The sequence below is a fragment of the Streptomyces sp. CA-210063 genome, assembly GCF_024612015.1.
Taxonomy (GTDB): domain Bacteria; phylum Actinomycetota; class Actinomycetes; order Streptomycetales; family Streptomycetaceae; genus Streptomyces.
Genome location: NZ_CP102512.1, coordinates 7,733,494 through 7,753,912, shown reverse-complemented (window position 1 = coordinate 7,753,912; position 20,419 = coordinate 7,733,494). Strand labels below are relative to the sequence as shown.

The 20,419-nt window shown below is 69.4% G+C and carries 13 protein-coding genes; 3 read left to right on the top strand and 10 right to left on the bottom strand.

All coding sequences use genetic code 11. The annotated features are described in order from the left end of the window. Nucleotides 1-66: 66 nt before the first annotated feature. A complete protein-coding gene (locus JIX56_RS33855; RefSeq protein ID WP_257551283.1) occupies nt 67-2,007 on the top strand; it encodes a hypothetical protein in 1,941 nt (646 codons plus the stop codon). Nucleotides 2,008-2,067: 60 nt separating this feature from the next. Then, nucleotides 2,068-2,763: a TetR/AcrR family transcriptional regulator gene (locus JIX56_RS33850; protein WP_257546226.1), complete on the top strand. Its 696-nt coding sequence runs from the start codon at nt 2,068-2,070 to the stop codon at nt 2,761-2,763. Between the two features lie 94 nt (nt 2,764-2,857). On the opposite strand, the gene JIX56_RS33845 is transcribed toward JIX56_RS33850, so the two are convergent. The 5 genes from JIX56_RS33845 to JIX56_RS33825 all read right to left on the bottom strand — a co-directional run bounded on the left by JIX56_RS33845 (nt 2,858) and on the right by JIX56_RS33825 (nt 12,984). Next, the gene (locus JIX56_RS33845; protein ID WP_257546224.1) at nt 2,858-3,214 is read right to left on the bottom strand and encodes a 5-carboxymethyl-2-hydroxymuconate Delta-isomerase; all 357 of its coding nucleotides are present in this window, start codon (nt 3,212-3,214) and stop codon (nt 2,858-2,860) included. A 4-nt stretch (nt 3,215-3,218) separates the two neighbouring features. Next, complete coding sequence (locus tag JIX56_RS33840; RefSeq protein WP_257546222.1) at nt 3,219-4,826, bottom strand: fused response regulator/phosphatase; 1,608 nt, start codon at nt 4,824-4,826, stop codon at nt 3,219-3,221. A 97-nt stretch (nt 4,827-4,923) separates the two neighbouring features. Further along, on the bottom strand, nt 4,924-10,374 hold the full coding sequence (pulA, locus tag JIX56_RS33835; protein WP_257546220.1) for a pullulanase-type alpha-1,6-glucosidase: 5,451 nt from the start codon (nt 10,372-10,374) through the stop codon (nt 4,924-4,926). Between the two features lie 143 nt (nt 10,375-10,517). Then, nucleotides 10,518-11,900 (bottom strand): alpha-amylase, encoded by a 1,383-nt coding sequence (locus JIX56_RS33830; RefSeq protein ID WP_257546218.1) that lies wholly within the window; start codon nt 11,898-11,900, stop codon nt 10,518-10,520. 226 nt (nt 11,901-12,126) lie between these two features. After that, nucleotides 12,127-12,984: an oxidoreductase gene (locus JIX56_RS33825; protein ID WP_257546216.1), complete on the bottom strand. Its 858-nt coding sequence runs from the start codon at nt 12,982-12,984 to the stop codon at nt 12,127-12,129. Nucleotides 12,985-13,058: 74 nt separating this feature from the next. Between JIX56_RS33825 and JIX56_RS33820 the strand changes: the two genes are divergently transcribed. Then, complete coding sequence (locus JIX56_RS33820; protein ID WP_257546214.1) at nt 13,059-13,715, top strand: DNA-binding response regulator; 657 nt, start codon at nt 13,059-13,061, stop codon at nt 13,713-13,715. A gap of 102 nt (nt 13,716-13,817) precedes the next feature. On the opposite strand, the gene JIX56_RS33815 is transcribed toward JIX56_RS33820, so the two are convergent. The 5 genes from JIX56_RS33815 to JIX56_RS33795 all read right to left on the bottom strand — a co-directional run bounded on the left by JIX56_RS33815 (nt 13,818) and on the right by JIX56_RS33795 (nt 19,996). After that, nucleotides 13,818-14,588 carry a DeoR/GlpR family DNA-binding transcription regulator gene (locus JIX56_RS33815; RefSeq protein ID WP_257551281.1) on the bottom strand — a complete coding sequence of 257 codons (771 nt, stop codon included), beginning with the start codon at nt 14,586-14,588 and terminating at the stop codon, nt 13,818-13,820. Nucleotides 14,589-14,795: 207 nt separating this feature from the next. After that, the gene (locus tag JIX56_RS33810) at nt 14,796-16,463 is read right to left on the bottom strand and encodes a glycoside hydrolase family 13 protein (RefSeq protein ID WP_257546212.1); all 1,668 of its coding nucleotides are present in this window, start codon (nt 16,461-16,463) and stop codon (nt 14,796-14,798) included. A gap of 210 nt (nt 16,464-16,673) precedes the next feature. Next, nucleotides 16,674-17,585: a sugar ABC transporter permease gene (locus tag JIX56_RS33805; RefSeq protein WP_257546210.1), complete on the bottom strand. Its 912-nt coding sequence runs from the start codon at nt 17,583-17,585 to the stop codon at nt 16,674-16,676. A 13-nt stretch (nt 17,586-17,598) separates the two neighbouring features. Beyond that, entirely contained in the window at nt 17,599-18,612 is a 1,014-nt protein-coding gene (locus JIX56_RS33800) for a carbohydrate ABC transporter permease (protein ID WP_257546208.1), read from the bottom strand. Nucleotides 18,613-18,724: 112 nt separating this feature from the next. Continuing rightward, the gene (locus tag JIX56_RS33795) at nt 18,725-19,996 is read right to left on the bottom strand and encodes an extracellular solute-binding protein (RefSeq protein ID WP_257546206.1); all 1,272 of its coding nucleotides are present in this window, start codon (nt 19,994-19,996) and stop codon (nt 18,725-18,727) included. Nucleotides 19,997-20,419 lie beyond the last annotated feature (423 nt).

Sequence of the window (20,419 nt, the reverse complement as noted above, 5' to 3'; positions counted from 1 at the left end):
GGCGCCCCGCCCAACCCCAGCGGAGCGGCAAGGTGACCATCGGACCATTCGCTCGTTTTGTTGAACGTGCAGTCACAGGATGTCGCCCAGCGCCCCGCATCGTCCCGCGCCCAGGAATCGGTCGTGGACATCGACCAGGCGGAGGCCGCGCTCGTCGAGCACTACCCCCGCCTGGTCCGCCTCGCGTATCTCACGCTGCCCCCGGCCCTCGGCCGCAACCGCCGCGTACTGACGGCACACGCGCTGACGCAACGGGCGTTGCCGAGGGGCCGCAAGTCGGCATTCGTGATCCCGGCGCAGGCGACCGTGGCGGGCCGGGAACACAACCCGGGCTACGCCTATGTCCGGCTGCAAGTGGTCCGCACCGCCCTGGAGGCGGGCCTCCCCCTCCGCCGCAAGGCGTGGCCGAAACGGTCGCAACTGCCGCCCCTGCTCCCCCAGGTGTGGGGCCTGCGTCTCTTCCCCCGCTCGGGCGGTGCCGACGAACTGGCCCTGGACCAGCGGCTGTCGGCGCTCACCTCCCCGGCCCGCGTGGCCTACGTCCTCCGCGGCCTGGAGAAGCTGCCCGACCCCCAGATCAGAGCACTCCTCAAAGAGGCCGACGTGGACAACCCGGCGGCGGCACTGGCGGAGGCCGACTCCGTCTCGCCGCAGCAGTACCCGCTCCTCTCCTCCCCCGAGTACGACCCCTGCTCGCTGCACGCCCGCCCCACCGATCTGATGCGCCGCCGCCAGCACATGAAGGCCGCGCTGGCCGCCACGGCCGCGGTGGTCGTGTGCGGCGCACTCCTCGGCCTGCCCGGCGAGGGCTGGGGCCCCGACGGCGCCGCGGCACCCTCGTACGCGCGGAACCCGGCGGCCCAAGCCGCCCTCGACCCGGCCAAGTTGACGTCGGCGACGGCCACGGCGTGGCAGGCGACGGGGCGTACCGACTTCACCACCTGGCCCGCGCGCGGCGACCTCACCAAGGACAAGGCCCTGCTGCGCCGCGCCCTCGCGGTCTGGGCCCGCCCCGGCGAGTCCGTACAGGTCTCGGTCACCCCCGGCACGCCGGCCGGCCCCCCGCCCGGCCCGCCGCAACTGCTCTACGCGGGCGAGGTCGACAACCTCCGGGTGGTCCTGCTCCACGACGGTCTGCGCATCGCCCGTTACGCGGAACCCCTCGACGACCCGGACCTGGCCGCCGTCGACCTGACCCGGGTCGACGGCGCGACCGGCCCCGCTGCGAGCGCCCTGGTGCTGGGCCGGGCCGACGGCAACGTCCGCTATCTGACAGCGCCCTGGGTGCGCGAGGCGGCCGTACGGGATCTGGCGAAGCCCGACGCCGAGGTGCGGGCGCTCGCGCTGACGAAGGACGGGGCGACGGCCCCGTTCGCCAGCCCGGCGGTGCGTACCGGGGAGTGCCGGTCGTGGGACGTCCTGCAGCTGACCGACGCGTGGGGAGGTACACGGCTGCTGACCGACCTGTCCGAGGTGACCCTCGCGCACCTCACGGTCGGCCGCCCACAGGCCGCGCCCGGCCGTGACGCGTCGGCCTCCCCGACGACCTGGGCGCCCTTCGCCTGCTCCCTGGCCGCCGTACGGTCGCAGGGTGTGCGGACCGTGAACGCCTGGCAGTTCGCCCGCCAGCCACTGCCCGACGGCAGCGGCGACGCCGACTGGGTGTGCACCCGCACCGAGACCTGGCGGGGCGCGGGTACGCGGACACTGACCCAGTTCAGCACCGCGGCCGGCGCGTACATCACGGGGGCCGCCGACGAGGTCCCCGCCTGCGGCCCCGCCGACCCTCATGTGCTCGCCGCCGGCCCCTGGAAGTCCGCGACCGGCGACTCGTACCTGCTCGCCGCCGGCAGCAAGGACACCGTGTCCGTCGAACTGACCGGCGGGGCGAGCGGCTCGGCGCCGGGCAACCTCCTCGCCGTACCGGCCGAAGAGGGCGCCCAGGCGGAGTTGAAGGGCACGCTGGCGAACGGCCGGGAGATCGAGGGGCTTCAGTCGGCCCAGTGATCGAACACCTACCCGCGATCCAGCCCCTGACAGGCTGGAATCAATCGGTAAGGTGTTCGCATGAGAACCGGTGAGCGCCGCAGGATGGGTGTGGAGGAGCGGCGGCAGCAGTTGATCGGGGTCGCTCTCGAAGTGTTCAGCCGGCGCTCTCCCGACGAGGTCTCCATCGATGAGATCGCGTCGGCGGCGGGCATCTCACGCCCGCTCGTCTACCACTACTTCCCGGGCAAACTCAGCCTGTACGAGGCCGCGTTGAAGCGTGCCTCCGACGATCTCGCCGACCGTTTCGTGGAACCCCACGAGGGGCCGCTCGGTGCCCGCCTGCTCCGTGTGATGCACCGCTTCTTCGATTTCGTCGACGAACACGGCCCCGGTTTCTCCGCCCTGATGCGCGGCGGCCCCGCCGTCGGATCGTCTCGCGCCAACGCCCTCATCGACGGCGTGCGCCAGGCCGCCTATGTCCAAATCCTGTCGCACCTGGACGTCGAGACCCCACCAGCCCGCCTCGAACTCGTCATCCGCTCCTGGATCTCCCTGGCCGAGTCGACGGCCCTGATCTGGCTGGACGGCCGACGCGTCCCGAGGGACGAGTTGGAGATCCAACTCGTCCACGACTTCGCGGCCCTGGCGGCGGTGAGCGCGGCCCAGGACGAAGAAATGGCGGCCCTGGTCCGCACAATGCTCGCCGCCGAGCCGAAGGACGGCCCGTTCAGCGACCTGGCGGGGCGCCTAGTAACTTTGGGGCACGGCCTCTAAGGGCGCGGGGCTGAGTCGATTTGCGGCTCCGCCGCGTGGGCGCGAACAACCACGACGCTCCCGCAGCCGACCCCCTCAGCAGCCCCGACGGCGCCTAGATCTCGAACTTCCGGTACGAAGGATCAAGGTCCCGCACCTCCGCCGACGCATGAAACGCCAGCCCCGCCGAAGGCTTCACATACTCCCGAAGCAACCCCAGCACGTTCTCCGTCAACGTCACCTTGGTCTCGTCGGTCCGCCCCGCGAGCAGCCCGAGCGTGACATGCACGATCCCGTGGCCGTCCGTGTCCGGCCCGACCGTCGTGTCCTCGGTCGCCCGGAACTGCGTCTTGCAGGCCTCCGGCTTGGCGGCGGCGGTGCGTACGACCTCTTCGTGCAGGGCCTTGGCGAAGGCGGGCCGGTCGAAGCCCTCGGAGAGTACGGCGGAGTAGTCAACAGTGATCTGCGGCATGAGGTCACCCTAACCGCAGACGCAACGCCAGCATGGCGATGTCGTCCTCCCGGTCCCGCCCGAAGCAGTGCAGCAACGTGTCGCACAACGCGACCGTCCCGGCCGGAGCGTCCGCCGCGGCGGCCCGCAGTTGCTCCAGGGAGAGCGAGAGATCGATGCCCCGGGTCTCGACGAGCCCGTCCGTGACCATGAGGAGCCGATCGGTCGGCCACAGCACCACCTCCGTGGGCTCGGGCCGTTCGAGGCCGAGCCCGAGGAGCGGCCCGGCGGCCTTCACATACTCGGCCTCGCCGGACTCACGGACGATCAGCGGCGGGATATGGCCCGCGTTGGCGACCCGTACACGCCCGCTGTCCGGTTCGACGAGGGCCAGACAGACGGTCGCGGTGACGTCGGGATGGTAGTGCTGGAGCATCCCGTCGAGCCGCTGTGCGAGCGCCGCGGGGTCCGACTGCTCCACGCAGTAGGCGCGCAGGGCGTGCCGGATCTCGACCATCACGGTGGCCGCCTCCAGCGAGTGCCCGACGACGTCGCCGACGGCGGTGAGGACGCCGCGGGGGGTGGACAGGGCCGCGTAGAAGTCGCCGCCGATCTCGGTCTGGCGGGACGCGGGGACGTACCGGACGACCACTTCGAGGCCGGGGAACTCGGGCACCCGCTTGGGCAGGAAGCTGTGCTGGAGGGTGAGCGCGACATGGCGCTCGACCTGGTACATGAGCAGGGGCTGCGCGGCCAGGGCGGTGGCCTGGGCGAGGCGGGCGACCAGGCCCGTGGTGTCGGAGGTCATGGAGCGGACACCGCGCAGGGGCGTGGCGACGCAGACGGGCGTGCCGCTCTCGGTGCGGGCCAGGACCAGGTGGGCGTCCTCGGTGACACCGGGCCGGAAGAAGCCCGCGGGCCACAGGGGCGCGGGGACGACGGTGTCGTGCGGCCCGGGGTTGCCGTCGGTGATCCGGCGCAGAAGCCGGGCCACGGTCTCGCGCGCGGCGGCGTCGGGGAGGGTGGTGCGGGCCCTGGCGCGGGAGGTGCCGCTGTAGAGGTGGCCGTCCTCGCCGAGTACGAACACGGCGGCGGGCGACCGGGTGAGCCGGGCGGCCCCCTCGGCGGCGGCCCCGGCCAGCTCCTCCAGGGTGCGGGCGGCCTGGACGTCGACGATGGTCTCGGACAGCAGCGTGAGCCGTTGCACGAGGACCTCGGCGCCGGTGCGCATCCTGGCGCCGCGCACGGCCGCGCGGACGACCGCCTGGATCTCCTCCGGCTCGGCGGGCACCGTCAGATAGGCCTCGCCGCCCGCGTCCAGCCCCCGGCAGCGGTCGCTGGGGGCGACGGCCGCGGCGGAGAAGTGGACGACGGGGAGGGCGGCCATCGGGGGCTGGGACTTGAGGCGGCGGCAGAGTTCGAAGCCGCTCATGTCGGGCAGGCCGACATCGACGAGGGCCACATCGGGCAGGGCGCCGGAGCGGAGCCGCAGGTCGAGTTCGGCGAGCGCCTCGCCGGCGCTGGCGACGGGGACGACGCTGTGCCCGGCCCGGCGTAGCACCGCGCCCATCGCGTAGCGGCTGGTGGCCGCGTCGTCGACCACCAGCACCATGGTGCTTGCTTCGTCGGCCATCAGGCTCATAGGGCTCTCGCGATCGTGGCTGCCGGGTGCCGTCACTGAGGCTCGGGTGGCGCAGGTCCTCTCCACCTGCGCCCCCCAAAGTAGCGCCCTACCGGTCCGATCGTGCGAATACCGCCACGGTCCGCCCCGGAACGACGAACGTCCCCGATTCCGCTTCGTACGACGCGTTCTTGACGGTAGAGTCCGCACCCGCCGCCTGCACCGGATGCAGCGCATATGCCGTCCCGGCCAGGTCCTCCACCGTCTGGTTCCGGTTCTCGGGGGTGGAGTTGAAGACGACGACCAGGTCGCCGAGCTCCATGGTGATCACACCGGGCGTCTCGTCCGTCCCGGACAGCGGGAAGGACAGTGTCGACTGCACCTGCCCGGCCGTGTCGAGGGAGAACACGTCCTCCGTCGTACGGATCCTCAACAGATCCCGGTACGCCGCCGAGGCCCCCTCGATCTGCTCACATCCGACCCCGACCGAGGTCAACAACGGCTTGGCGTAGGGCCACTTGGACTGGTTGTCGGCCGCGATCGGCAGTCCGCGCCCGAAGCCGTTGCCGTCCCGGCAGTCCCAGTGGATCGCGTTGAACCAGTCGCCGCTGTCGTACGAGTTCCGGTCGAGGGACTTGGAGCGCAGCAGGTCGGTGCCCGTCTGGGAGAGGGCCGGGCCCTGCGAGAGAGCGGCCGTCGCCATGGCGAGGACCTGCATACGGGCCCGGTCGACCGCGCTCGTCGACTTCGGCGACTTGAAGGCCAGCGCGTCGAACAGGGACTCGTTGTCGTGGGCGTCGACGTAGGCGAGGGCGTCGCCGGGGGCGTCCGCGTATCCGGCGGCGACCCCGTTGTAGTCGACCTCGGAGCCCTTGACCTCCGTGCCGCCCGTGTCGGTGAACCGGTAGTCGGCGAGGTTGCCGCTCAGGCCGACCTTGATGAGGTCCTGGTAGTGCAGCAGGCGGGCCTTCTGCTCGGCCGAAGTGCCGTTGTTCGCCGACGAGTTGGGGTCGGTGTACAGACCGGACGCGAAGCCCTGGACACCCGGGTCCTCGTCGAACGGACCGCCGCCGCGTACGGCGTCACGGGCCCGGTCGGAGAAGGTCGCGATGCCCGTCCCGGCCATGTTCTTCTGTGTGGCCTGCGTGAAGCGCGCGTCGTCGGCGACCTCGCCGAAGTTCCAGCCCTCCCCGTACAGGATGATCTTCTTCCCGTCGACGCCGTCCTTGGCGGGGGTCAGTCCGTCGAGGGCCTTCCGTACCGCCAGGATGTTGGCCTTCGGGTGGTGCCCCATGAGGTCGAAGCGGAACCCGTCGACCTTGTACTCCTTGGCCCAGGTGACCATGGAATCGACGACCAGCTTGCCCATCATGGTGTTCTCGGGCGCGGTGTTGGCGCAGCAGGTGGAGGTGGCGACCGAACCATCGGCGAGGAGCCGGTGGTAGTAGCCGGGGACCACCTTGTCGAGGACGCTCTTGTCGGCCTGACCGCTCGCCGGGGTGTGGTTGTAGACCACGTCCAGCACGACTCCGAGACCGTCGTCGTTGAGCGCCTTCACCATTTTCCGGAACTCGACCGTCCGCCGCGTCCCGTCCGGATCGGTCGCGTACGAACCCTCCGGAACCGTGTAGTGGTAGGGGTCGTACCCCCAGTTGAACCCGTCCTTCGCCGCGGCCTTGGCCACGCACTCCTGCTGCTTCTCGGAGTCGGCGGCGTACGAGCCCAGGTCGCAGTCGACGGTCGCCTGGTCCGACTTCCTCTCGGGGATGGTGGCGATGTCGGCGACGGGGAGGAGATGCACGTACGACGTCCCCGCTTCCGCCAGCTCCCGCAGATGCTTCGAGCCGTCGCTCCCCTGGTCGGTGAAGGCGAGGTACGTGCCCTTGTCCTTCGCCGGCACGGTCGTGTCGTCGATCGAGAAGTCCCGGACGTGCAACTCCTGGATCTGCGCGTCCTTGAGCGGCACGGCCTTGGGCTTGGTGTACGACGACCAGCCGCTCGGCGCCAGGGACGTGTCCCCCAGGTCGACGACCAGGCTGCGCTCGGAGTCGGCGGTCAGAGCGACGGAGTACGGGTCGGTGACCTTGTTGGTGACGACCTTGCCGACGCTCGGCGCCCACACCTTCACGACGTACCGGTAGGCCTTGTTCCGCCAGGACTTCCCACCGGTGACGGACCAGACGCCGGTGGTGTCGTTCCGCTTCATGGCGACACGGCGGCCGTCGAGGTCGAGGGAGACCTGCTGGGCGGTGGGCGCCCAGACGGCGAGTGTGGGACGGCCGTCGCGGAAGGTCGGGCCGAGGTCCGCGTCCGCCGCGTCCTCGCCGTACAGATCGTCGAGCACACCGGCGATCTGCACACCCGTCGCCGCGAGCACCGCCCCGCTCGCCGCGCGCTGGGAGGCGACGAGCTGGCCGCGCAGTGCCTCGCGGACCCGGTCGCGGTCGCGCGGGTCGACGGTCCAGGCGGTGTACGCCTTCAGATGCGGGAACTTCGCCTTCTGGGCGTCGGTGAGGGCCGACTTGGTGAGGCGGAGCCAGCGCTCGTCGGTGCTGGTCAGCGCGCCGTCCTTCACGGCGATCGAGCCGGTGCGGGAGGAGAGCAGCTGGGTGGAGGCGGCGGTGTCGTCGCCGTTCCAGACGAGGGTGTTCCGGTCGATCCAGACCGCCTTGGAGGTGGTGAGGTCGAGGGCGGCGGCGGAACCGGCCGGCTGCGGGAGGAGGTACTTCTCCTGGCCGCTCAACAGCCACACCTCATGGCCGTTGGCCTTGAGGTCCAGCGCCTGGTCGGCGGGGAGATCCTTCTCGTCGCCCTTGTGGATGATGTAACTGAGGCTGGTGGCGCCCTCGGTGAGCGGCACCTCGAAGACCGCGCCATAGGCGTCCGTCCTCACCGGCTCCAGCGGCTTCGACCAGTCCGTGGGGTTCGCGGCGCCGGACCAGACGTGCAGGCCCCAGCCGTCGTGGTTCCCGTCGGCGCGGTGGTAGTGGAGGACGGCCTTGGTCTTGTCCTGCTCGGGATACGCCGGCCGTTCCGTGAGGACGGCTTCCTTGCCCTGCTCGACCCAGATCTCGCCCGTCTTGGTGACGTCGATCGAACGGTCGGCCGAGACGTCCTTGTCGCCGTCCTTGTCGATGACGAGGTAGCTGACGTTCGAGGCCCCGGGCTTGAGCTTGACGTACGCGAAGGCCCCGTACGCGTCCCGGCCGATGAAGTCATGGCCGTTCGGCCAGGTGGTCTCCTCCCCCTCGGCGATGTCGCCCCAGGCGTACAGCCGCCAGTCGGTGTAGTCGCCGTCCGCGCGCTTGTAGTGGACGATCGCGTAGTCGCGCGAGGAGGCGGTGGGAACCTCGGGTGCGGGTGGGGTGCCGGTGGTGGAGGCCGCCGTGGCGCTCGCCGTACGTCCGGTCCGGTCGATCACCACTGCCTTGTACCGCAAGGCGGTTCCCGCCGGAACCTCCTCCCCGATGGTCTGGGTGACCTTGTACGGGGCGTGGTCGGCGGAGCCCAGCGTCTGCCACCTGCCGTTGCCGACCTGGGCGGCGAAGACGACCCGGTTGAGCTGCCCACCGTCGACATCGGCGCCGATCTCGACCGTGCCGGTGGCGCCGGTGGCCGGGGCCTTGAAGGTGAGGGACGGCTCGGTGGCGGGCTCGGCGAGCTTGCCGGCGGCTTTGAGGACGATCGCGGAACCGGCCGGAACGGTGACGGTGACCTTCCGGTCGGCGTCGCTCTTCACGTGGGCGGTCGTCCCGTAGATGCCCTGGAAGCTCATACCGGCCGACCCGGTGGCGAAGGCCGCCGTCTTCGCCTCGCCCGCGTTGTTGAAGGCGACGACGTACTCGGTGCCGGTCTTGGCATCCGTCCGGGAGAAGGCGTAGATGCCCGCCCCGTCGGCCGCGTGGCGCTCGGTCTGGACGCCGTCGGCGAGGGCGGGGTTGGCCTTGCGCAGCTTGGCGAGAGCACTGATCTGCCGGTAGAGCGGTGCTCTCGTGTCGTAGGCGTCGTCGGCGTGGGTGCGGTCCGTGCCCAGCTGGTCGTCGTCCAGATAGTCGGCGACCTTCGAGGCGAAGAGCGTCTGGCGGGCGTCCTTGTCGCCGCCCGCGCCGGTGAAGCCCTGCTCGTCGCCGTAGTAGACGACGGGGTTGCCGCGGCTGAGGAACATCAGCTCGTTGGCGAGTCTGTCCTTGGCGAACAGCTCGGCGTCGGTGGCCTTCGGGTTGTCCTGCTTGAGGAAGGTCCCGATGCGGCCCATGTCGTGGTTGCCGAGGAAGGTGACCTGCTCGTACGCGTTGGCCTTGTCGGTCGTGTACTTGTAGTCGTCCCCGAAGACCGAGGCCAGCCTCTTCGCGCTGCCGCCCTGCGAGGCGTACGCCCGTGCCGCGTCCTGGAAGGGGAAGTCGAGCGTGGAGTCGAGGCGGCCCCGGGTGACGTACGGGGAGGTCACGGACGTGTCGGCGGAGTAGACCTCGCCGAACATGAAGAAGTCGTCGCGGCCCTTCTTCGCCGCGTAGGCGTCGAGCGCGGTGGCCCACTGGGTCCAGAACTCCGTGTTGACGTGCTTCACGGTGTCGATCCGGAAGCCGTCGATGTCGAAGTCCCTGACCCACTTCTCGTAGATCTTCTCCATGCCCTCGACGACCTCGGGACGCTCGGTCCACAGGTCGTCGAGCCCGACGAAGTCGCCGTAGGTGGCGGACTCGCCGGCCCAGGTGGAGTCGCCCCGGTTGTGGTACATCGTCGGGTCATTGAGCCAGGCGGGGACCTTGACGTTCTTCTCGGCGGCCGGGACGACGGGCGTACGCGGGAAGGAGTCGCCGTCGACGGCCGGGAAGCCGGTGGCCTCGCCGGCGTCCGCGTGGTCGGCGTCGTCGAAGGGCTTGCCGTCCTTGGTCAGGTAGGGGAAGGCGCCCTTGGAGAGGTAGTCGTAGGACTTCTCCTCATAGTCGACGACATCGGCGGTGTGGTTGGTGATGACGTCGAAGAAGACCTTCATGCCCTTGGCGTGGGCCTTGGAGATCAGGGTCTCCAGGTCCCTGTTGGTGCCGAAGTGCGGGTCGACCTGGGTGAAGTCAGTGATCCAGTAACCGTGGTAGCCGGCGGAGGCGTTCTCGCCCTCACCCTGCACGGGCTGGTTCTTGAAGAGGGGCGCCAGCCAGATGGAGGTGGTCCCCAGGCCCTTGATGTAGTCGAGCCGCTGGGTCAGACCCTTGAGGTCGCCGCCCTGGTAGAAGCCCTTGTCGGTGGGGTCGTAGCCGGTGGCGAGGCGCGAGCCTGTGAGGCCGCCCTCGTCGTTCGCCTTGTCACCGTTGGCGAACCGATCCGGCAGGACGAAGTAGAACTGCTCGCGGGTCAGATCGTGCCGGGCGGCGGTCTTCGCCAGCTTCGCGTCGGACGGAGGTGCGGGCGGAGTCGCGGCCCCGGCCGCGAGGGGCTGGACGAGGGCGGCGGTCAGTGCGGTCACGGTGACCGCGCTGACCGCCGCGGCCCGTCCGGCATGGGCGGTGCGGGCGGTACGGGCGGTGCGGCGCCTCGACGGCGTCGGCCATCTCGGTATCACGGATGGACTCCTTGCGATGACGACTCTGGTGGGTCCGACCCCGCGCGACCGTATCGCCGCCGAAAGCTTTTCAGCAAGAGGCTTGAAAGCAACAGAAAGTGCTTTCAGGTGTGGCCGTCGTGCAGCAGACAGAGGAAAGCGATTCAGCAGCTCGACTTGCCGGCGTAGATGGCCAGGGCCGTGTTGGAGCCGAGGGTGGCGGTGAACTGGCCGGAGCTGTTCACAGTGACCGTCGTGTTGTTCTGCACGTTGCAGTACGTGCCGGCCGCGAGGGAGGTCTGGTACGTACGGCTGAGGCTGCCGGACTCGTGGTTGATGGCCACGAAGCCCTTGCCACCACGGCCGAAGGCGATGGCGTCGTTGCCGTTGTCCCACCAGTTGGTGACGGCCTCACCGCGGGTGGCGTTGCGGAAGGCCACCATGCGCATGATCTCCGGCCAGGCGTGCTGGCACTTCCACCCGTCCTGCCAACAGGCGTTGACCGTACCGCCGTTGGGCGGCCCGGCGTCGGTGGAGGAGAACTCGTAGCCGGAGTTGATGTCGGGCGCGCCGTACGGGTAGGCCAGCATGAAGACGTTGGCCAGAGTGTAGTTGGCTCCGTCCTTGTAGTTCAGAGTGCTGCCGTTGCGCTCGGTGTCGTGGTTGTCGACGAAGACGCCGGCGACGGAGCTGCTCATGTAGCCCCAGCCCTCGCCGTAGTTCTTGAGGTAGGCGAGATTCTCGTTGTTGAAGACCCGCTTGAGGTCGAAGGCGTACCGGAACTCCTGTACGTCCCCGTTGCCCGTGTACTCGCTCGGCTGGACGGCCTCCCCGGCCCCGTAGATGGCCTCTTGCTTCCAGTACACGGACGTGTTGCTCAGCCGCGACTTGATGTTGGCGAGGTCGGCGGCGGGGATGTGCTTGGCGGCGTCGATCCGGAAGCCGTCGACGCCGTACCCGAGGAGGCTGTTCATGTACCCGGCGATGGCGGACCGCACATACTCCTCGCCGGTGTCGAGGTCGGCGAGCGTGACAAGCTCGCAGTCCTGGACGTTGGCGCGGTTGGTGTAGTCGCCGATGGTGGCGGTGCAGTCGTCGAAGTCGAAGGAGGAGTAGAGGCCGGGGTAGTTGTACTTCGTGTACGACGAGCCGCCGGTTCCCGTGCCGCTGCCCGCCGACATGTGATTGACGACCGTGTCGACGACGACCTTGACGCCGGCCGCGTGACACGTGTTGACCATGTTCTGGAAGGCGGTGGCGTCGCCGAGCCGTCCGGCGATCTTGTAGCTGACGGGCTGGTACGACGTCCACCACTGCGAGCCCTGTATGTGCTCGGCGGGCGGGGAGACCTGGACGTACCCGTAGCCGTTCGGGCCGAGGGTGTTGGTGCACTCCTTGGCGACGGAGGCGAAGCTCCACTCGAAGAGGACGGCGGTGACGTCCTTGGTTCCGGGCGGGGAGGCGTACGCGGTGCCGGTGGGGACGGCGAGCGCGATGGACGCGGCCGCCGCGAGGGCGAGCGCGCCGGAGAGCGTTCTGCTGGCCATGTGGGGTCCTTCTCCGTTGAAGGGGTCCGAAGGGTTCTGGGGGTCCGAGGACCCGAAAGTCATCGATGCAAGATCCGTTGCCGTTTCTTGCTGCAAGATGGCTGAAAACTTTCAGCCGAGAGGAAACTACGAGTCCCCTTGTCACATGGTCAACCCTCCGGACACGCCTTCTTCACGCCCCCGAAATCTCTGCACCGGGTGGGGTGTTGGGGCGGCGCCGGGGGATTCAAGAGAGGTCGGCGAGATCTTCCGGGGTGAGGGCGATCGACCCGGCGGCGATGTTCTCCTCCAGATGCGCGAGGGAACCGGTGCCGGGAATGGCCAGGGTGACGGGCGACGAGGCGAGCAGCCAGGCCAGGGCGATCTGCGGCACCGTGGCGTCGTGGCGTTCCGCGACCTCGGTGATGCGGTCGCCCGTGAGTTCGCTGATGCCCCCGCCCAGCGGGAAGAACGGGACGTAGGCGATGCCGGCCTCCTCGCAGGCGGCCAGCAGTTCGGTGTCGTCGCGCTTGGCGGCGTGGAAGTGGTTCTGGACGGCTGCGACGGGTGCGATCGTGCGGGCCTCGGCGAGGTGGCCGGCGTCGATGTTGCTCAGGCCGAGGTGGCGGATCAGTCCCTCCTCACGCAGCGCGGCCAGGACCTCGAAGCGCTCGGCGACGGATTCGCCGTGCGGGGGCGGCTCTACGCCCCCGATGCGCAGGTAGACGAGGTCGAGGCGGTCGACGCCGAGGGTTTCGAGGTTCTCCTCGACCAGCGGCCTGATGTGCGCGGGGTCGGTGGTCGCGGCCAGACCGCCCGCAGGGGTGCGGAGCGGGCCCACCTTCGTGGCGATGACCAGGTCGGCCGGGTAGGGGTGGAGGGCCTCGCGGATGAGGGCGTTGGCTCGAACGGTGGCGTCGCCGCTGATGTAGAAGGCGGCGGTGTCGATGTGGTCGACGCCCAGTTCCACGGCACGGCGCAGGACGGTACGACCGGCCTCGGGATCGCGGGCCGGGCCGTGGAAGCTGTTCGTGGGCAGGCGCATGGCCCCGAAGCCGAGCCGGTTGATCGGAAGGTCGCCACCAAGGTGGAAGTCATTGCTCATGTACTCAGCCTGGGCAACGCGGGGTTGGGGCCGCCAACCCGTGGCAGCTTGCTGCCATCGGGCAGAATGGCGGGGTGACAGAGATCGTGACGATCCGCGGTGACCTGGAACTCCTCACCCGTACCGAGCATGTCTTCTCCTCCGTCCAGGAGGAGTTCATCTGCGCCGCCCGCGATCTCGACACCTGGCCCCGCCCCGAGGCCCGGCGGAGCGCCCAGGCCCGGCTACGGAACAGCGGTGGCACTCACCGGATCCGTAAGCTGCTCAGCCCTTCCGCCCTGGCGGACGAACCCAGCCGCGAGCACCTGACCGAACTCGCCGACAGGGGCGCCCAGGTGCGGATCGCCGCGACCGCTCTCCCCCACGAGACGATCATCATCGACCACCGCTTCGCGATCCTCGCCGGCCTGCACGCCCCCGGCGGCCGCGAGTACACCCTCACCACCGCCCCCACCCTGGTGGGCAGCGTCTACGCCCTGTTCGAAGCCGCCTGGGAGACCGCCACCGACCTCAAGGCCTTCCTGCGCGGCGATCAGCCCCCACTCGATGCCGACAGCCGAAACGTCCTACGCGCACTCGGCTCGGGCGCTACCGACGAGACGGCCGCCCGGCAACTCGGCATGTCCTTGCGAACCTATCGCCGCCGGGTCGCCGAACTGCTCGATGCCTTCGACGCGGGGTCGCGATTCCAGGCGGGGGTGCGGGCGGGTGAGCTGGGGCTGAGCGGCTAGTGACGTGAGTCGGAGATTCGCTGGCACTAGGGCCCGGCCCCGGGCGTCCATGAGGCCGGGGTTCGTCCGGCCCCAACGACACAGCAGTGCCAAGTCGCTGTGTCAGCCGTCGGCTGTGGCCGGAGCTGTCGGTATGACCCTCACGCCGGCCTCGCGCAGGGTCACACAAGTCGCGTCGCCTTCCGGTGCGTTGGTGATGAGCGCGTCCAGATCCTCGGGGCCACAGATCTTCACCATGCCGTTTCCCGGAAACTTGCTCCTGTCAGCCAGGAGCACCACCTTGTCACCGGCGGCGATCATGGCGCGTCGGGCGGGCACCTCGGCCACGGTGGTGTCCATGACCTGGCCCCCGGGGCGGAGGCCACAAGCGCCCATGAACAACCAGTCGGCGTGAACCTGGCGGAGGTTGTCCTCCGCCATGAAACCGTCCAGCATGCGTGACTCACGGATGACCATGCCCCCGAGCAGCATCAGGTCGATGTTCTCGTCGTCGATGAGTTCGTCATACACGGCGAGGTTGTTGGTGATCACGGTGAGCCGACGACCGTGCAACTGAGATGCCAGCCGATGGACCGTTGTACCGCTGTCGAGAATGATCGACTGGCCGTCCTCGATCATCGTGGCCGCTTGGGCGGCGATGGCGTCCTTCTCCGCCACCAGAACCTCGGCGGCCTCGTTGAAGGGAGTTCGCTCCTCGTCGATGACCGCGCCACCATGGACACGGGTGAGCAGCCCGTCCGCCTCCAGTTTGAGGAGGTCACGGCGGATGGTCGCCGCGCTGGAGTCGAGCTGCTCGGCGAGGTCGATCACGGAGGCGGTGCCGCCGGATCGCAGGGCGCGCAAGATGAGTTGGTGTCGTCGTTCAGCCAGCACGCAACCGGACACTACACGCTGCCGACTCGCCCAATCTGCCGACATCCAGCCGCAGTTGACGACCACTCGTGCGTCCGCGGCGGTGCCGACTCACCCCGTCAGCCTCCGGGGAGTACCCACAGAGCAGGGCCCGCCGCCCCGAACCGGGCGGCGGGCCCTGAAGGTCGGCCGCAGACACCCCCTGCGGTCACCGTCCCCGCGGAATCCTCAACCGGTGGTCCACCAAACCGTCGTGTCCCCCGGCAGCTTCGCCTCATCCTCCGCCACGGTCACCTCGCCGCTGGCGATCAGGACCCGACCGTACGCCGGGATCGTGACCGCCTCGCCGGTCGTGTTCGCGACGCATACGAAGTCCCCCCGGCGGAAGGCCAGGACACCCGCGGGGGCCTTCAGCCACTCGACCGAGTCGCCCGCGCCGAGGCCGGGCTCCTCCCGGCGCACCGCCAGCGCGCCGCGGTACAGCTCCAGAGTCGAGCCCGCCGCACCCGTCTGGGCCTCGACGCTCAGCTCGGCCCACTCGGCCGGCTGCGGGAGCCAGGAGCCGCCCGTGCCGAAGCCGTACGAGGAACCCGTGCGGGTCCACGGGATCGGGACGCGGCAGCCGTCGCGGAAGCCGTCCTGGCCGGCGCCTCGGAAGTACGCCGGGTCCTGGCGGACGTCGTCGGGGAGGTCGACGACGTCGGGGAGGCCCAGTTCCTCGCCCTGGTAGACGTACGCCGAGCCCGGGAGCGCCAGCATCAGCAGCGAGGCGGCGCGGGCACGGCGCAGCCCCAGTTCGCGGTCGCCCGCCAGGCGGATCTGCGTGCCCAGGCCCGGTTCGTTCGCGAAGCGGGTCGCGTGGCGGGTCACGTCGTGGTTCGACAGCACCCACGTAGCCGGGGCGCCCACCGGACGCATCGCGTCCAGGGTGCGGTCGATGACCACCTTCAGTTCGGCGGCGTCCCAACCCGTGCTCAGGTACTGGAAGTTGAAGGCCTGGTGCAATTCGTCCGGACGCACGTAGTTCGCTGTGCGCTCCACCGTCGGCGTCCACGCCTCCGCCACGAAGATGCGGTCGCCCGCGTATTCGTCCAGCACCAGGCGCCACTCGCGGTAGATCGCGTGGACGCCGTCCTGGTCGAAGAACGGCATGACATCGTTGCCCAGCAGTTTCACCTGGTCGTGGGCGCCCAGGTCCGGGAGGCCCTCGGCCTTCACCAGGCCGTGGGCCACGTCGATGCGGAAGCCGTCGACGCCCATGTCCAGCCAGAAGCGGAGGATCGAGCGGAACTCGTCGCCGACCGCCGGGTGGTCCCAGTTGAAGTCGGGCTGCTCCGGGGCGAAGAGGTGCAGGTACCACTCGCCGTCGGCGACTCTCGTCCACGCCGGGCCGCCGAAGATGGACTCCCAGTCGTTCGGGGGGAGTTCGCCGTTCGCGCCCTTGCCCGGGCGGAAGTGGTAGCGGTCGCGCAGCGGGGAGCCCGGGCCTTCCGCCACCGCTCGCTTGAACCACTCGTGGTGGTCGGAGGAGTGGTTCGGGACGAGGTCGACGATGATGCGGAGGCCCAGGTCATGGGCGTCGCGGATCAGGGCGTCCGCGTCCAGCAGTGACCCGAACATCGGGTCCACCGCACGGTAGTCGGCGACGTCGTAGCCGGCGTCGGCCTGCGGGGAGGCATAGAAGGGCGACAGCCAGACGGCGTCCACGCCCAGGTCACGCAGGTACGGGAGTCGGGAACGTACGCCCTCCAGGTCGCCCATGCCGTCGCCGTTGCTGTCGGCGAAGCTGCGCGGATAGACCTGGTAGATCACCGCGTCGCGCCACCAGTCGCTGCGCTGGGCGACGGTGGCGACGGCGGAGGTCGGGGCCGTGTCGGCGGAGTGCTGCTGGCTCATGGCGTCCTTGATATGTAACGGGGTCATGGGGGACTTACGTGTGTACGGCGGCGGATGATGACGAGACGGCCGCGGTGACAGCGGGGTCGGATGGCCACCGCGACCGCCTCGGGTTTTCGGGCGCCCCCTCAGGGGCGCGGGGAACTGCGCGACCAGCCACGACGAAACCGCAGACGACCGACGGCCCCTCGCGGCCCTCCCAGCGGAGCGTCACCCCTTCGTACCGCCCGCCGTCAGCCCGGTCACCAGGTTCTTCTGCACGAGGTAGAAGAACGCGGAGACGGGGATCGCGACCAGTACCGCGGTGGCGGCCATCAGGTTGCGCTGGGCGTCGTGTTCGCTGACGAAGCTCTGCAGGCCGACCGCGAAGGTGTACTTCGTGTCGGACAGCATGAACGTCGAGGCGAAGGCGACCTCCCCGAACGCGGTGATGAAGCTGTAGAACGCGGCGACCGCGAGGCCCGGCTTGGCGAGCGGCAGGATCAGCCGTGCGAACGTGCCGAAGGGGGTCAGCCCGTCGACGCGTCCCGCCTCGTCGATCTCGAAGGGGATCGTGTCGAAGTAGCCCTTGAGCAGCCAGGCGCAGTACGGCACGGCCGTCGAGCAGTAGACGAGGATGAGTCCGAGGTAGCTGTCGATGAGCTTCAGCTCCGACAGGATCTCGTACATCGGCACCATCAGGACGGCCACCGGGAACATCTGCGTGACCAGGAGCACCCACATGAACTTGCGGTAGCCCGGGAAGCGCATGCGCGAGACCGCGTAACCGGTGGTCGCGGCGATCAGCACCCCTATGACGGTGGTGCCGAGCGACACGACGAGCGTACTGACGAGCCAGTCGAAGAACGGCGTCTCCTTCAGGACGAACGAGTAGTTGTCGAGCGTCATCTTGCCGAAGATGCGCCCGGGATGCAGGTAGTCGTCCTTGTCCGGGCCGAGGGACAGGAACAGCAGCCAGGCGATCGGGAAGAGCGCGGCCAGGCTCGCCACGATGAGGATCGCGTGCGCGGCGAGGGAGCCGGCGAGGCTGTTCTCGCCGCGTCGGCGTGTCCCGCGGGACACGGTGGCCGGCGCGACCGGCCGGTCCGCAGGAGCCGTGGTCTTGACGGTCGTGGTGCTCATGGGGGCTCCTGCCTCAGATCGCGAGCTGCTGCTCATCGCGGTTCAGCCAGCGGCGGTAGACGGAGGTGAAGACGATCAGGATGGCCAGCAGCAGGATGCCGTAGGCCGCCGACTGCGCGAAGTCACGCGGCTGCTGTCCGAAGCCGAGGTAGTACGCCCAGGTGACGAGGATCTGCGCCTCGGGCGCGGTGTCGCCGAACAGCAGGAAGATGACGGCGAACTGGTTGAACGTCCAGATGACGCCGAGGAGGACGACGGTGGAGCTGACGGACCTCAGGCCCGGCAGGGTGACGTAGCGGAACCGCTGCCAGGCGCTCGCGCCGTCCATCTCGGCGGCCTCGTAGAGAGAGGAGTCGATGGACTGGAGGCCGCCCAGCAGCGAGACCATCATGAACGGCACACCGCACCACGTGTTGACCATGATCGCGGCGAACCGCTGCCAGAAGGTGTCCTCCAGCCACAGCGGGGCCGGCAGGTGCAGCGCTTCGAGGCCGGCGTTGATGATGCCGCCGTCGGCGAGCATGAACCGCCAGCCGAACACGGTGACGAAGGTGGGCACCGCCCACGGCAGGACCAGGATCAGCCGGTAGAAGGTGCGGCCGCGCAGCTTCTGGTTGAGCAGCAGCGCGAGGCCGAGGCCGATGACGTAGTGCAGGGCGACACAGAGGGCCGTCCAGACGATCGTCCAGACGAAGTGCGACCAGAAGCGGTCGTACGAGGTGGGGCCCCAGAGGATGTCGGCGTAGTTGTCGAGGCCGATGAACTCGTAGGTCGCCTCGATCTCGTTGACGCCGATCGTGCGCGCCGAGTTGAGGCTGTTGGCGTTGGTGAGGGTGAGGTAGAAGCCGCGCGCCAGCGGATACAGCACCAGGACGCCGAGCACGACGACCACCGGGGCGATCATCGCGTACGCGTACCAGTAGCGCTGGTACGACTGCTTCAGACGCGTCAGCCGGCCCGGGCGGCCCGGGCTCCCACCCGGTTCACCTCGGCGTTTGCCGGTCGCTCGGTCGATGGCGACAGTCATCGTTCGACACCTTCTGGAAGATCACTGGGACAGCGGGGAGAGCGGGGAGACACAGGCCGGTGACCGCCGCATCCCTCCCCCGAACGCAGGGGGATGCGGCGGCCACGCGGGGTCACTTGCTGTAGTCCGGGACCAGCTTGGCGATCGCGGTCTCCGCGTTGCTCAGGCCCTTGTCGAGGGACTCCTTGCCGCCGGCGATCGCGAGCAGCTCGGTGTCGAGCGGGCCCCACAGGGAGCTGTACTCGGGCAGCTCGGGGCGCGGCTGGGCGGCGGCCAGGACCGTCTGGTAGCCGGCGATGCCCGGGTCGGCCTTGACCTCGGCGGTGTAGGCGTCGTCGCGGGTCGGCAGCGTGGAGTTCTTCAGGGCGATGGTCTCCTGGGACTTCGCCGAGGTCATGAAGTTGATGAACTTCAGCGACGCCTCCTGGTGCGCCTTGTCCGAGCCGGCGTAGACGGAGAGGTTGTGGCCGCCGGTCGGGGCGCCCGCCTTGCCGGAGGTACCGGCCGGGACCGTGGCGATGCCGAGGTTGGCCTTGTCCTTGAACGCCTTGCCCTTGTAGAAGTTCGTGATCTCCCACGGGCCCTGGATGATCGAGGCGACCTTGCCGTTGACGAAGGCGTCCTGGATGTGGGCGTAGGCGTCGGCGGTGGTGTCGGCCTTGTGCAGGCCCTTGCCGTCGAAGAGGTCCAGCCAGGTGCCGTACGCCTTCTTCGCCTCGGCGGAGTTGACCGTGATCTTCTTGGCGGCGACGTCGACGGTGTCGGTGCCGTCGCCGTACAGGAACGACTGGGCGTAGTAGGCCTGGGTGGAGCCCCAGTAGCCGTCGGCACCCGTCTTGTCCTTGATGGTGGCGGCGGCCTTCTTCAGGTCGTCCCAGGTCTTCGGGGCCTCGGTGATGCCGGCCTTCTCGAAGAGATCCTTGTTGTAGACCAGCGCGAGCGTGTCGGTGACGAACGGGACGCCGTAGGTCTTGCCGTCGTACTGGGCCTGCTTGATCAGGCTGGGCTGGAACGTGTCCTGGTCCGCGAGGGCCTCGGTGCCGTCCAGCGGCAGGAAGAAGCCCTTCTTGGCGAAGGCGGGCGTCCAGCCGACCTCGGAGCGCAGGATGTCCGGAGCCCCGCTGGCGCCGGCGGCGGTGTCGAACTTGTTCTGCGCCTGGTCGAAGGGCACGTTGACGTACTTGACCTTGATGTCCTTGTTGGCCGCCTCGAACTCCTCGACCAAGGCCTTGTACGTCGGTGCCTCATTGGTGGCGTTGGAGGTGTCCCACCAGGTGATGGTGACCGGACCGTCGGCCGAGTCGCCGCTGTCGCTTCCGCCGCAGGCCGTCGCCGTGAGGGCGATCGACGCCACCAACGCGGTGGCCGCTATGCCACGCCGCATGAGATCTCCTTGAGGGTGAAAGCCCGTGTGCTGGGAGGGCCCCGTCTGCCGCCCCTGCCGAGTTGCCGACCGCGCCGTTGCCGCCGCCGGGCGTCGCCGAACGTAACAGCGATGTAAGCCGTACGAAAGACCTTGCTGCAAAAAAATGCAAGAACCGGTGAGGGTTACTCCGTCGTGACCTGCTCTCGACCACCCTGAAACCCCGCATCCAGGCCGCTCAGCGAGCTTGGGGGCGGCCATGAAAGACTCTGCAAGCTCTTGCCACGAGGTACGCGTACGGCAATCATCACTCCGTCAGTGCCTTACAGATCGCGGAAGCCAGCCGTTTCCGCTTTCCGCGCAGGGGCGCCCCCACGGACACCGACCAGAATCACGAGGGACCGCGATGACGCAGCAGCCCGCAGCGGGCCGCACCCCCGCCCG

What these genes read in the sequence shown, in the direction of transcription:
- JIX56_RS33850 (WP_257546226.1), top strand. Translation starts at nt 2,068, where the DNA reads ATGAGAACCGGTGAGCGCCGCAGGATGGGTGTGGAGGAGCGGCGGCAG.
- JIX56_RS33845 (WP_257546224.1), bottom strand. Translation starts at nt 3,214, where the DNA reads ATGCCGCAGATCACTGTTGACTACTCCGCCGTACTCTCCGAGGGCTTC.
- JIX56_RS33840 (WP_257546222.1), bottom strand. Translation starts at nt 4,826, where the DNA reads ATGGCCGACGAAGCAAGCACCATGGTGCTGGTGGTCGACGACGCGGCC.
- JIX56_RS33830 (WP_257546218.1), bottom strand. Translation starts at nt 11,900, where the DNA reads ATGGCCAGCAGAACGCTCTCCGGCGCGCTCGCCCTCGCGGCGGCCGCG.
- JIX56_RS33825 (WP_257546216.1), bottom strand. Translation starts at nt 12,984, where the DNA reads ATGAGCAATGACTTCCACCTTGGTGGCGACCTTCCGATCAACCGGCTC.
- JIX56_RS33810 (WP_257546212.1), bottom strand. Translation starts at nt 16,463, where the DNA reads ATGAGCCAGCAGCACTCCGCCGACACGGCCCCGACCTCCGCCGTCGCC.
- JIX56_RS33805 (WP_257546210.1), bottom strand. Translation starts at nt 17,585, where the DNA reads ATGAGCACCACGACCGTCAAGACCACGGCTCCTGCGGACCGGCCGGTC.
- JIX56_RS33800 (WP_257546208.1), bottom strand. Translation starts at nt 18,612, where the DNA reads ATGACTGTCGCCATCGACCGAGCGACCGGCAAACGCCGAGGTGAACCG.
- JIX56_RS33795 (WP_257546206.1), bottom strand. Translation starts at nt 19,996, where the DNA reads ATGCGGCGTGGCATAGCGGCCACCGCGTTGGTGGCGTCGATCGCCCTC.